Consider the following 13,411-nt stretch of genomic DNA (forward strand, 5'->3'; position numbering starts at 1 on the left):
AAAATAAGGGAAGAGTCGCTTATTTGTCATATGTTATACAAAAAATGTTTGCTTATAATACTTTTGTTTGTAAGTGTTTGCTCTTGCTATTCATACGATAAAATTGAAGATTTTAAATATAATCAGAATATCTTATTAACTGGTGTAGTCGGTAGTATTCCTAAGTTAGAAGGTAACTATTATCAATTTATTTTTCATAGTTATAAATATGGAGATATCTTATTAAAGGCTAATAAGTCATATCGACATTATTTGATACCAGCAAACAAGCTAGAGTTAGAAGCAAAAGTACATAAGCCTCACGAATATGATAATGTAGAAGCTTTTAACTATTCTGAATATTTAGATCATAATGATATCGTTGCCATAGGGCGGATGGTGGATAATACTGAAATCATCTACAAAGGTACAGCAAGCTTATATTTGCCCGAAAGGATAAGGTATTACTTATTTAATAAGCTAGAAAAAGATTTGCAAGGAAATGAACTTAAACCTTATATTCTAGCATTACTTATTGGCGATAAAGAATTTAGTCAATCTCAGCAAAATTTGTTGATAAGTTCTGGTACATCGCATCTTATGGTAATTTCAGGATTACACATTGGGCTTTTGGCATTTATTGCTTTTGTTCTTTTTAGAGGTTTATGGTCATTATCACCACGCTTATGTCGCAAATTACCAGCACAGTATATCGGTGTTATTGCCTCTGTGATAGTGGCTTTTATATATAGTTTATTAGCAGGTTTTAGCTTACCAACACAACGAGCATTGATAATGCTTTTAGTAGTAGCTATTTTATGGCTTTTTGGTAAGCGTATTTCGATAGTTAAGTCACTGAGTATAGCTTTAGGTATTATAGTATTGGTTGATTTTGAATCAATATATAGCGTTAGCTTATGGTTGAGTTTTTCAGCTGTTATGCTCTTGGTTATTATCTCTATAGTATTGCAACAATATAAGTCAAAATTAGCAAAAACATTACTTGCACAGATATATCTAGCAATCTTTTTAGTGCCAATTTCAGTTTATTATTTTGGTGGTTTTTCTATTATTTCAGTTTTAGCAAATATTGTCGCAATTCCATTAGTTAGTTTTGTTATAGTGCCATTACTGTTAGTGTGTTTACTGCTTTCTTATGTTGGGCTAAGTTTCTGGATAGTTCCTAGCTTGGTTATTAAATTATTAATTGCTTATTTAAGCCTTTTGACAAGCTATGCTGGTTTTATTGAGTATTGGAGTTATTTTTCATTTTTTAGTCTTATAATTATTATTTTTGGGATTATTTTAGTGATTTTTCCATTTAGTAATTCAATTAGAGTACTTGGGTTAGCTTTATGCTTAGTGTTTTTGCAATCTTCAGAAAACACTTCACAAAAGAATCAATATTTTCGAGTCCATATTTTTGATACTAAAAATCAAATAGTACTAGTTGAAGAAAATGGTCAAAATATTCTATATATTTCATCTAAAAACTTAGCGAATGATTATGTTTTATCAAATACTTTAGGTAGTTATTTGAGTTTGGTAGGAGTTAAACAGATTAGCTATATGATTGTGATTGATGATGATAGCTTTAACTCAGATTTTATTAGACAGATAGTTCCTATTAAAACTATTATTACAAATTTAAAGACAAAGAAGCCATTTCAAAAGTGTAATTATAAGAATAGCTTCAACTTAAGTCAAAATACAAAAGTTAAACTCCTTTCAAATGGTACAAGTTGTTTTATCTCAATTAAATATAATAACGAGGAGTTTTTAATTACAGATAATTCAAATGCTAAGGATCAGCAGCAAATTTACACTTTGTATAATAGAATTATTAATCCAAGTATAGTGATTAGTCCTTTAGTGATTGATAATAAGTTTTTTAAACATAATAGTGAGTATCTTATATACATCTCAGATCAGTTATTGAATCCACAGACTTATAAAAACGTTAACATAAGGGTATTTGATACATATACTAACGGAGCTATAACTATTACTATCAATAAGAATGGTACCTTAAAAATAAGATCTTTATTTAAAAAATATTAGCTAAAAGTGATTAATATTTTTTATAGCCTTTCAAAAAAGTTTTTATTAATGGTAAGATTTAAGTTAACAGTCATAATTTAAACAATCTTCAATGATAAATTTTATTAAGTATGCTTACTATGGATTATTTTCGCTGGTATGTTTGATGTCTACAGCTATAATTGCTTTTATACCGGTATTTATTTTTTCGTTAGTTAAGCTTTTGATACCTATAAAAAGTATAAGGTATTTCTGTACATCGGCTGTTCAATACTCTGTGAGCTTATGGGTAAGTTTTGTTATTCTAATTGCTAAGTTTTTTTCACCTACTAAAATTGAGGTTGAACAAAATAAAGAGTTAGATAAAAATGGTTCATATCTTATTATATGTAATCACAAAAGTTGGCTTGACACTTTTGTATTGATGATGATTTTTCATAAAAAAATAGCTTTTCCTAAATTCTTTATGAAGTTTCAGGTTTTTTTCATACCTGTATTAGGTTTGATTGCCTGGGCTTTAGAGTTTCCTGCGATGAAACGCTATAAAAAAGAATATCTTAAAAAGCATCCTGAGAAAAAAGGCGAAGATCTTAAGAAAACAGTTGAGTATTGTAAAAAATTATCCTCTAGACCGACAACTATCGTTAATTTTGTTGAGGGTACTAGATATACCTCTCAGAAAGCTCTTAAAAGTGCTTACAAAAACTTGCTTAATCCCAAAGCAGGTGGCATAGCAGTTATTTTAAAAAGTCTCTCAGATAGAATGGTAGGAGTTTTAAGTACCACTATAGTTTATGATAACCCAAAGCAAACTTTGTGGGACTATATGATTAGAAAGACAAAAAAAATCAAAGTTAAAGTCGATTTTATTCCAATATCAGAAGTGCCTATGGGTGATTATTTTACTAGTGAAACAGATAAGGAATATTTTCAAGTTTGGTTAAATAAACTTTGGCAAACTAATGATGAGTATATTTCTAAAGAGGCAAAAAAAATAACTTACTAGTTATCAATCTCATGGTTATTAAATTCTATATGATCGCAGCTATAAAAACGTTAAATTTATTTTAGTAGCTTTCACGATTGCACTAGTTCTAAGTTATTTTATTACCTATGATGTTTTAGCTATAAAATAGTTAGCAACCAAACTAAGCTGATAGGTAGTCTAAAAAATATTTTACTTTGAGATATGATTATGAGAAAACTTCTTAGAAATCAAAATTAGTTTAATGTATGCGGAAGCCAGTTAAGCTCAACAAACAAGAATAGAGCTGAATAAATACCCATGAAGATAAAAGGCATATAAATCTCAAGAATTCTAATAGGCTTGAAAGATCCTTTTTGTTCAGCAATATGTTCTTCAGTTAACCATACTTTTGAAGGAAGACGCTTCTCAAGAGACGGTACAATACTATTTTTTATTTGTATGTGATGTCTGAAAAATCTAATAATTTTCCACCATGCATAACAGAATACTAGTCCTGCAAAATAAGGTATAGTAACAAGAATACCAGATGGTGGATTTTCAACATTGATATTATTACTAATTGCTAGAGCAACTGTACCTACAAGAACAAGGTTGAAAACTAAGAAAAATAGGTTAATTACAATTCTTCTATAGCTAGTTCTATCTGTTAATTCAACATATATTCTATATTGCTCTATTAGCAGTTGATTATACTGCTCATTAGATAAATTACTTTCGTCATCATTGCTCCATAATTTATCTTGTATATCTTTATGATTAATTTTTTCCATTTTGTTCCTTTTTTATCTATCAGTTCAAAAGAATTTTACAACCTTAATGCTATTATATTTTAAGACGATTATCAAACTTTTAATACTTTATAATCATCTATATCTATCCCCAGTGATTATATCAATAATTGTAGATGGTTGTGAAGACTTAACTTCTGTTTCTAGTATATAGATACTATTAAATACTTCATTAATCGAATGATAATTGTTGATGAAGTCTTGCCCAGATATATTTGCACTAGTTGAAATAATTGCATTATTAATTTTAGAGCAGATATTGGTTATTATTTCAGTAGTGACTAAGCGTATTGCAATAGTTGTTTTACCTCCAGTTAACCACTGAATATCTATTTTACCTGGTACTATCCAAGTTGTCGGTTGAGGCTGCTTAGAGCATATTTTATCGATTTGTTCATTAGAAAGTTTAGTAGTATCTATATATTCAAGTAAATGTTTGTAGTTGTGTGAGATTATTATAAATCCTTTGCTTGAGTCTCTTTTTTTTAGATTAATAATTTTTTCGATAGCGTTTTTAGATATATTGCAGCTTAAACCGTACACTGTATCCGTTGGAATACTAACAACTTGATTACTTGTAATCTCAGATATGATTTTATCCAAATCTTTTGTAAGCATATTTGATGTTATTGGTTTATAAACTAGACATATTTTATTACATTTTACAAATAAAAAAACCTATAGGCTATAAATAGCCTATAGGTTTTTTGTAGATTTAGATTCTTAAAGATCGAAGTTAAATTACTTTTTATTTAATTGCTCTTTAATTAGGTCGCCAAGAGTTGTAGGAGTCATTTGTTCTACTTTGTAGTTAGACTTACCTGCAGCAGTATTATCTTCATCAACAGCTTTGATAGAAAGAGCAATGCTTCTCTTCTTAGCGTCAATGTTGATGATTCTAGCTTCAACTTCTTGTCCTTCACTTAGCTCATCACGAACATCTTTTGTATGCTCAGCAGAAATTTCAGAAATTCTGATGAAACCGTCAATGTTGTTATCAGCATCAAGCATAACTACTGCACCGTTGTCTTGTAGTTTAGTAACATTACCTTTTACTAAAGAACCTTTAGGGTGAATGTTTATGAAGTTCTTGAAAGGATCTTCAGAAAGTTGCTTCATGCTAAGAGCGATTCTCTCAAGATCAGTGTTTACAGAAACTAATACCGCTTCTACATCATCACCTTTCTTAAGCTCTTTGATCGCTTTAGCTGGGTTATCCCATGCAACATCTGAAATATGTACAAGACCATCGATACCACCTTCTAAACCGATGAATACACCAAATTCAGTGATTGATCTAATTTTACCAGTTACTTTATCGCCAGGCTTGTAGTTTTTCTCAAACTCATTCCAAGGATTTGCTCTACATTGCTTGATACCAAGAGAGATTCTGTGATTATCAGCATCTAACTCAAGTACGATAACTTCAACTTCTTGACCGATTGATACAGCTTTATGAGGGTTAACGTTCTTATTAGTCCAATCCATTTCTGAAGTATGAACAAGACCTTCGATACCTTCTTTTAACTTAACAAAACAACCATAGTCAGTAATGTTAGTCACTGTACCCATAAGCTTAGCACCTACAGGAAGCTCGTTAGCGATATTTAACCATGGATCTTCACCAAGTTGTTTGATACCTAGAGATATTCTTTGTTTCTCTTTGTCGAACTTGATTACTTTAACATCGATTTCTTGGCCGATAGATAGTACATCTGTAGGGTGACTGATTCTGCTCCAAGAGATATCAGTGATGTGTAATAAACCATCAACTCCACCAAGATCAATAAACGCACCGAAATCAGTGATGTTTTTAACGATACCTTGAAGAACACTACCTTCAGAGATTTTCTCTAACATAGCATCTCTATCGCCAGAATTGTTTTCTTCGATAACTGCTTTTCTAGAAACAACGATATTGTTTCTCTTAGTATCGATTTTAACAACTTTTAATTCGATATCTTTGTCTTCTAAATGAGCTACATCTTTTATAGGTCTTGTATCAACTAGTGAACCAGGTAAGAATGCTCTTAAACCTTCAACATCCATAGTGTAACCACCACGAACGTGATTAGTGATCTTACCAAGAACAGTTTCATTGTTTTCGAATGCTTTTTCGATTCTATCCCAAAGCTCGATTTTCTTAGCTTTATCTCTAGATAATCTAGTTTCACCGCAGCTGTTGTCTAGAGCTTCTAAAACAACGTTGATTTTATCACCAGCAGCTACCTCTAGTTCGCCATTGCTGTTTTTTAGAGAAGAAACTGGAATAAAAGATTCTGACTTAAGACCAGCATCAATCATTGCAAATTCTTTGTCTATGCTTACTACAGTTGCTTCGATGATTTTACCTATTCTCATCTCTGTTTGTTTCAGAGATTGCTCAAATAGTTCTTTGAAATTTTCTGACATTTTTTGATTTCCATTTCCAGTGTGGTTGGTTATACATAGTTTGACAAGTACCCACTGGTTTATATATAAAAGTACTAGCAAACAATTATGTAATGTATTATCTTATCTAAGAGACTCAAATTCTTCAAGATAAAATTACTAAAACTTATGTCGAATTATTCACAAGATGATATTTTTTTTATGCAGAAAGCTTATGAGCAAGCGTTGTTGGCTTATAGGGCTGGAGAAGTTCCTATAGGAGCTGTTCTTGTTAAGGATGGTCAAATAGTAGCCCAAGATTTTAACAAAACTATAATGCTCAACGACCCAACAGCTCACGCCGAGATTTTAGTTTTACGTGAAACAGCCAAAGAGCTTGAAAACTATAGATTAGTTAATACAAAATTGTATGTTACTTTGGAGCCATGTATAATGTGTTTGGGTGGTTTGATTCAGGCTAGGGTTTCTGAATTAATTTATGCTTGTGATGATACTCGTGTTGGAATTTTCTCTCGTGAGAAGTTACATCAAAATAAGAATATTAATCATAATCTTAAAGTAACATCTGGCGTGATGACTGAGGAGTGTAGTAAGCTCTTGAGAGATTTTTTTAAATTAAAAAGAAATTAGATATTTTATGCAAAAAGAAAAAATTGTCGTTTTATATGGTGGAGATTCTCCAGAAAGGGAAGTGTCTTTAAAATCTGGTAAAGCAGTTTTGGATTCTTTACTAAATCAAGGTTATAACGCGGTTGGTTTAGATGCAAGCTCAAAAGATTTGGTTGTTAAGCTTTTGGAGTTAAATCCTGATAAATGTTTTATTGCACTACATGGCGAAGATGGCGAAAATGGTAGAGTTGCTGCATTACTTGAAATGTTACGCATAAAGCACACTGGTTCGACTATGAAGTCATGCGTTGTAACTATGGATAAAATGATTTCCAAAGAAATATGGATGCATCATCGTATGCCTACACCGATGGCAAAATTTCTTACAGATAAGTTAGTGGATGCTGATGAGATTAGTTTTCCTGTTGCTGTTAAGCCAAGTAGTGGTGGATCTAGTATAGCTACTTTCAAAGTAAAAAGCTTTGAAGAGCTTGAAAATGCTTATGAACAAGCATCAAAGCATGGTGAAGTAATGATTGAACAGTGGGTCACTGGTAAGGAGATAACGGTGGCTATTGTTAATAATGATGTTTATTCATCTGTCTGGATAGAGCCATTAAATGAGTTTTATGACTATGAGTCAAAATATAGCGGCAAGTCTATATATCATGCACCGAGTGGATTATGTGAGCAAAAAGAGCTAGAGGTTCGACAGTTGGCTAAAAAAGCTTATGATCTATTGGGCTGCAAAGGTCATGCTCGAGTAGATTTCATATATGATGATAAGGGAGATTTTTATATTATGGAGATTAATTCATCTCCAGGAATGACAGAGAATAGTCTATCTCCTAAGTCTGCGGCGGCTGAAGGTATTGACTTTGACAGCTTTGTTAAATCAATACTAGAACAGGCACAATGCTAAAGATTTTTAAGAAATTTTTTATACTAGGTTTTATTTTTGTAATAATCTTAGGCGCTACGGTTTTTATTGTTAGCAAAACGGATAAGAAAATTTCAAGAGTAGATGTGGTTTCTAATGATGGTCTAGTCTATATTTCAAAACAAGATTTGATCGACAAAATAATAAGCTTAAACAACAAACAATGGTTTGATCTAGATATCGATACTGTTGAGAAGTATTTTTATAATATGCAGGGGGTTGATTATACTTTAGTAAAGAAAGTATGGCCATCAACTCTAGTTGTGTATATTTATGATCATAAGCCTGTGGCGTATTGGAATAATAATCAAATTTTGCTTGATAATATGGATATTATTACTCCGGTTGTTTTTGATTATGATAAAAATTTACCATATATAGATAGTAATGATGATGCTAGTAAAGACTATATTTATGAAACTTTGCTAGAGTTAAATAAGCTAGCTAAGAACAATAATATGCAAATAGTCAAAATATCTTATAGAGGGAATCAATTTAGTGTTTTGCTTTCAGATGATATTGAAGTGGTTCTAGGTTCAGTAAAACTAAAAAAACGATTAGAACTATTTTTTAAGTCATATGAAGATGTTAAGAACCATAAATCAGCGAAATATTTTGACATGAGATATAGTGATGGTTTTGCAGTAAAGTATAATTAGAAAAAGATTTATTTTATTGGTTTTCTATGATAATAAGCTTATAATGTAATATAAGTGTATGAAAGTAAAAAAATATCTGTCTTGGATTGGGGCTTTATAAATGGGTTTTGGGAATAGTAATTTTTGTGCGGTAGATTTAGGATCTCACAAAATAACCGTTGCAATTGGACAACTTGCTGAAAATAACAGTATAAAAATATTAGGAGTTAGCCAAAAACAATCAAAAGGTATTAAGCAGGGATCTGTAATTAATCTTGAAATGGCTATCGAGACATTAAATGCTGCTCTGGATGAGGCAAAAAGCATAGCAGGAGTTGATGTTAGAGAGGTTACTCTTGGAGTAAGTGCTCCTAGTATTAGTGGTTTTAACTCCTATGGTTTAGCCGCTGTCGAGAATGGAGAAGTAAGTCTGGAAGATTTGGCGATGGCCATTAAGACAGCAAAAGCTGTGCCAATGTCGGCAGATACTGAAATGCTTCATGTTCTACAAAGAGATTATATAGTTGATGGTCAGCCAGGGGTTACTGAACCGATTGGCATGTTTGCGGTTAGACTAGAGTCTAACGTACACATTATAGTGGCATCATCTAGAATGTTACAGAACGTGCGCAAATGTGTTTCAAACTGTGGTTATGCAATAGAAAATTTGGTTGTAGAACATTTAGCCGCTAGTAGTGCAACTCTTACTGATAATGAAAGAGAAATGGGTGTTTGTCTTGTAAACATCGGCGCTGATTCAACAAGCTTTTCTGTATTTGTAGATGGAGGTATCTGTTATACATCAAGTATCAAAACTGGTGGTGGAAGTATTTCATCTGATATATCTAAAGTTTTTAGACTACCTATTGAAGCAGCTGAGAGCTTAAAATTACAGTTTGGCTATGCAGCTAGTAAATACCTCAAAAATCCAGATGAGAAAATAGATATACCAAATTCACTAGGGAATGCTAAGAAAAGAATATCATTGCAGGACTTATCTTTGGTAATAGAGGCTAGAGTTGAAGAGATATTTGAATCTCTATACCGTGAGTTAGATCAAAATCGTTTGTTAGAAGTTATTTCTTCTGGTATTGTCTTCACTGGTGGTGGTGCGAAACTAAAAGGATTAGCAAGGCTTGCTGAAGATATGTTCAAACTTCCTGTAAGGGTAGGTGGTCCTATTGAGGTTTCTGGTGCGAGTGAGGTTGTGCATAATCCATCATATTCTACAGTAGTAGGATTACTGAAGTATGCTGCAGAAAATAGTGATGAAACAAGCGATCAAAAGATTGATGATGATGTTATGGAAATAGACGAAAATACAGCGAAGTCTAAGAAAAAAATAATATCATCAGTTAAAGGCTGGTTTTCAAATAATTTTTAAGTTAAGTAGTAACGAATCGAAAGTAAAGGAGTAAATATATGTTTGATTTTAATGATTCAATGGTTTCAAATGCCATAATTAAAGTTGTTGGTGTTGGTGGTGGTGGTGGTAACGCTGTTCAGCACATGTGTGAAGATGTTACTGATGTTGAGTTTTTTGCATTGAACACTGATGGTCAAGCATTATCTAAATCAAAAGTACAAAATATATTGCAAATAGGTACTAATCTTACAAAGGGTCTAGGTGCTGGTGCAAATCCTGAGATTGGAAAAAGAGCTGCAACTGAAGATAGAGCAAAGATTGAGCAACTTCTAGAGGGTGCAGATATGGTTTTCATCACAGCTGGTATGGGTGGTGGAACAGGTACTGGTGGAGCACCTGTAGTTGCTGAAGTAGCAAAAGAAATGGGTATACTAACAGTAGCTGTGGTTACTAAGCCTTTCCCATTTGAAGGACCAAGAAGAATGAAAGCTGCTGAGTATGGTATTGATGAGCTAACTCAACATGTTGACTCTATCATTACTGTACCAAATGAGAAGTTACTAAGTGTACTTGGTAAAGGGGCATCGTTAATCGATGCTTTTAATGCTGCAAATGATGTGTTAGGAAATGCTGTAAAAGGTGTTTCTGAGCTTATTACTAAGCCGGGTCTTATCAACGTTGACTTTGCTGACGTTAGAGCTGTAATGACTGATATGGGTCTAGCTATGATGGGTATGGGTGAAGCTACTGGTGAAAATAGAGCAAGAGAAGCGGCAGAGGCTGCGATTTCTAGTCCATTACTTGAAGATATTAATCTTGATGGTGCTAAAGGTGTAATCGTAAATATTACAGCTGGTATGGATATGTCTATCGGTGAGTTCGAAGAAGTTGGTGAAGTGATTAGATCGTTTATTTCTGATGAAGCTATCGTAATTGCAGGTACGGTTATTGATGCTGATATGACTGACTCTATGAAAGTAACTGTTGTAGTTACTGGTATTGAAAAAGTAGCTATGAAAAGAGGCTTTGGTGTAGAGAAGACAACATCTAGCTCATCACAAGGCTATTCAAGCAAGCCTTCTTCATCTTTCTCAAGAAGCGAAGATATGTCTAGCTCTGCTAGTGCACCGAAAACAGAGTCTGAAGATGTTAATAAATCAGATATTCCAAGTTTCCTTAGAAGAAGATAATTTCTTATAATTTTTTCTTATTATCAAAATAATTTAAATATATTGCTATAGCCTTAAAATCTGATTGATTCTATATCAATATGGTTCTTTGATATATATAATTAGATATTGATGTTTTACGTATACAGTTGATGTATGGGATGTCGTGTCGAAATATATTGAGTATTTTAAACAGGTTTTCTATAACAACTTGATTGTATATAGTTAGAGAGGATAAGAATGAAGCAAAAAACTATAGCAAAAGAATTCTCTGTTACAGGTATTGGTCTACACTCTGGTGTAGATGTTTCTATGACTGTTAAACCAGCTAGTGTTGATACTGGGATAGTATTCCGCCGAGCTGACCTTAGTCCTGTAGTAGATATCAAGGTTACACCATCTAATATTAAAGAAGCGATAATGTGTACTTTATTGACAAAAGATGGTGATCAGGGTCTGTCTGTATCTACTATTGAGCATTTAATGTCGGCATTTGCAATATTTGAAGTTGATAATGTTCTAATCGAAGTTAATGCTCCAGAGTTGCCAGTAATGGATGGTAGTTCTTATGAGTTTACACAGCTGTTAAAAGAGGTTGGTATTGTTGAACAAGAAACTGACCGTAAAGGAATCAAAATTTTAAAGCCTGTAAAAGTTGAACATGAAGGTAAATTCGCAGAAGTTTTACCTAGTGATACTCTTAAGTATGAGTTTAAGATTGAGTGGGATCATCCAGTAATTGCTGCAACAAACGATCATATCGTGTTTGAATATAACCTTGATGAATATATCAAAATGGTTTCAAAAGCGAGAACATTTGGTTTTTATGAGCAGCTTGCATATTTACATCAAAATAATCTGGCAAAAGGAGCCTCACTAGATAATGCGGTAGGTATTACTAATGATGGGGTTCTTAATGAAGATGGCTTACGATATGAAGATGAATTTGTAAGACATAAGTTATTAGATGCGATTGGTGACTTTTATGTCGGTGGTTATATATTGGGGCATTTCAACTGTTTTAAGTCAGGTCATACTCTTAATAATAAACTTTTACATGCTATTTTTGCAGATAAAGAAGCATGGGAATATATCTGACTTTTATAAGTTTTTCTTATTAACCTTATCAATAGTATATATTTAATCTTGTTGGTTCGTTTTTGTATAATTCCTAAATATTTATAAAAATAGGGAAATACAAAAATATGAAAAAAATAATAGTATTACTTTCTTTTGTTTGCGTGACTATAGCTTTCGCAGGAGAAGGCTTTTTATCGAAGGATGAGTTACCAAATAGTTTAGCTATCTTACCTCCACCACCTGTTATGACTCCGGTGGCAGGTTCAAATGTGTCATACCCAGCATTTGCAGAAGATCAAGAGATATCTAACTCTATATTTATAGAAAAAACTTTTTTCAATGGTGAGCAAATTTCGCAATCTCGATTAGATCAAGCTGTAAGTGATGCTGATACTGACGTAGATACTTTTGTTAATGCGTTTATAGATCCTTTGGATATTCCAAATAAGCAAAGTATTAAATTGTTATTAATAAATAATCCAGATTTAATCAAAAAAGTAACCTATGATGGTAAAAACTCTACAGAAGCTGCAAAAGATGCTTATGCTAGAGAGCGCCCTTATTCATTTTATAATGAAGCTGTTTGTATGGGCAATCCAGACCCTCATCATTCGTATCCATCTGCACACTCTACGAGAGGTATGGTAGTAGCATATACTATAGCTGATCTTTTACCATCTCAATATAGAACTCAAATTTTAGCACGAGGTATGGATTATGGAGATAGTAGAGTTATTTGTGGAGCTCATTGGAGAAGCGATATTCAAGCAGGAAGAATTATGGCTAATGCAGTATATAGTACGTTAAAAACTAATGATTCATTTAATAATGAGTTTAATAGAATAAAGCAACAAATTGATGCACTAATTTAATTTTTTTAGTTGGTTAAGATAATATCACTATCCATTATTTCTATTGCTAATGATTCTCTAATTAGCTTAACATTTTGATCATTATGGATTTTCTCAATTGCATTCTCACGTTTAATTTCAGCGGGAGATTTGTAGTTAGAATTATTATGAGTTGGTAGATTTTTAATATCTAGTCTAAAGCCTGGGCTATCTAAATACTGACTAATGGCTGACTGTAGTTTTGCTATACTTTGTGGATCAAGTTCTAAAATTTTCTTAGCATCATCATTAAGCTGAATTTCAAATATATCATTAGTTTCATTTATCAGGTGACTATTAAATGCTAAAGTTTTTGTAAAACCCTTTAGTTTGATTGTATTTAGTAGATTGAACCATTTTTTATCCAAAGATTCTTCTGAAGTGTTATTTTGTAATGATTTACTTGGCTTGGAAGTATTGTTTTGTCTATTAGGTTCGCTAAACTGCCTTTGTGGCTGTGGCTGTGGCTGTGGCTGTGGCTGTGGCTGTGGCTGTGGCTGTGGCTGTGGCTGTGGCTGTGGCTGTGGCTGTGG

13 protein-coding genes are annotated in these 13,411 nt (G+C 32.5%); 9 read left to right on the top strand and 4 right to left on the bottom strand.

Going from position 1 to position 13,411, the window contains the following annotated elements:
• Positions 1-30 precede the first annotated feature (30 nt).
• Both ACKTR7_RS07410 and ACKTR7_RS07415 read left to right on the top strand, forming a co-directional pair.
• Positions 31-2,040 carry a ComEC/Rec2 family competence protein gene (locus tag ACKTR7_RS07410; protein ID WP_407877708.1) on the top strand — a complete coding sequence of 670 codons (2,010 nt, stop codon included), beginning with the start codon at positions 31-33 and terminating at the stop codon, positions 2,038-2,040.
• A gap of 91 nt (positions 2,041-2,131) precedes the next feature.
• Positions 2,132-3,025 carry an acyltransferase gene (locus ACKTR7_RS07415; RefSeq protein WP_407877709.1) on the top strand — a complete coding sequence of 298 codons (894 nt, stop codon included), beginning with the start codon at positions 2,132-2,134 and terminating at the stop codon, positions 3,023-3,025.
• A 215-nt stretch (positions 3,026-3,240) separates the two neighbouring features.
• Here ACKTR7_RS07415 and ACKTR7_RS07420 read toward each other — a convergent pair whose 3' ends face one another.
• From ACKTR7_RS07420 to rpsA, 3 genes are all read right to left on the bottom strand, one after another.
• Complete coding sequence (locus ACKTR7_RS07420) at positions 3,241-3,777, bottom strand: intracellular proliferation membrane protein RipA (RefSeq protein WP_012280106.1); 537 nt, start codon at positions 3,775-3,777, stop codon at positions 3,241-3,243.
• 93 nt (positions 3,778-3,870) lie between these two features.
• Positions 3,871-4,413: an L-threonylcarbamoyladenylate synthase gene (locus ACKTR7_RS07425; protein ID WP_407877710.1), complete on the bottom strand. Its 543-nt coding sequence runs from the start codon at positions 4,411-4,413 to the stop codon at positions 3,871-3,873.
• A gap of 123 nt (positions 4,414-4,536) precedes the next feature.
• The gene (rpsA, locus tag ACKTR7_RS07430) at positions 4,537-6,207 is read right to left on the bottom strand and encodes a 30S ribosomal protein S1 (RefSeq protein ID WP_407877711.1); all 1,671 of its coding nucleotides are present in this window, start codon (positions 6,205-6,207) and stop codon (positions 4,537-4,539) included.
• A 147-nt stretch (positions 6,208-6,354) separates the two neighbouring features.
• On the opposite strand from rpsA, the gene tadA reads away from it, so the two are divergent.
• From tadA to ACKTR7_RS07465, 7 genes are all read left to right on the top strand, one after another.
• Positions 6,355-6,816 (top strand): tRNA adenosine(34) deaminase TadA, encoded by a 462-nt coding sequence (gene tadA / locus ACKTR7_RS07435; RefSeq protein ID WP_407877712.1) that lies wholly within the window; start codon positions 6,355-6,357, stop codon positions 6,814-6,816.
• A 7-nt stretch (positions 6,817-6,823) separates the two neighbouring features.
• Positions 6,824-7,717, top strand: a complete 894-nt coding sequence (locus ACKTR7_RS07440) for a D-alanine--D-alanine ligase (RefSeq protein ID WP_369844452.1) — start codon at positions 6,824-6,826, stop codon at positions 7,715-7,717.
• Entirely contained in the window at positions 7,711-8,394 is a 684-nt protein-coding gene (locus ACKTR7_RS07445) for a cell division protein FtsQ/DivIB (RefSeq protein ID WP_407877713.1), read from the top strand. Before ACKTR7_RS07440 ends, ACKTR7_RS07445 begins: the two co-directional genes overlap by 7 nt.
• A gap of 100 nt (positions 8,395-8,494) precedes the next feature.
• Positions 8,495-9,757: a cell division protein FtsA gene (gene ftsA / locus ACKTR7_RS07450; RefSeq protein WP_407877714.1), complete on the top strand. Its 1,263-nt coding sequence runs from the start codon at positions 8,495-8,497 to the stop codon at positions 9,755-9,757.
• Positions 9,758-9,795: 38 nt separating this feature from the next.
• On the top strand, positions 9,796-10,929 hold the full coding sequence (ftsZ, locus tag ACKTR7_RS07455; RefSeq protein WP_407877715.1) for a cell division protein FtsZ: 1,134 nt from the start codon (positions 9,796-9,798) through the stop codon (positions 10,927-10,929).
• A gap of 219 nt (positions 10,930-11,148) precedes the next feature.
• The gene (gene lpxC / locus ACKTR7_RS07460; protein ID WP_407877716.1) at positions 11,149-12,006 is read left to right on the top strand and encodes a UDP-3-O-acyl-N-acetylglucosamine deacetylase; all 858 of its coding nucleotides are present in this window, start codon (positions 11,149-11,151) and stop codon (positions 12,004-12,006) included.
• A 107-nt stretch (positions 12,007-12,113) separates the two neighbouring features.
• The gene (locus ACKTR7_RS07465) at positions 12,114-12,860 is read left to right on the top strand and encodes an acid phosphatase (protein ID WP_407877717.1); all 747 of its coding nucleotides are present in this window, start codon (positions 12,114-12,116) and stop codon (positions 12,858-12,860) included.
• A gap of 5 nt (positions 12,861-12,865) precedes the next feature.
• Here the strand turns inward: ACKTR7_RS07465 and ACKTR7_RS07470 are convergent.
• A partial coding sequence (locus ACKTR7_RS07470; RefSeq protein WP_407877718.1) for a DNA polymerase III subunit gamma/tau C-terminal domain-containing protein occupies positions 12,866-13,411 on the bottom strand: 546 nt, incomplete at its 5' end.

This window comes from Francisella sciaenopsi, from assembly GCF_045862875.1.
GTDB classification, from domain to species: domain Bacteria; phylum Pseudomonadota; class Gammaproteobacteria; order Francisellales; family Francisellaceae; genus Francisella; species Francisella sciaenopsi.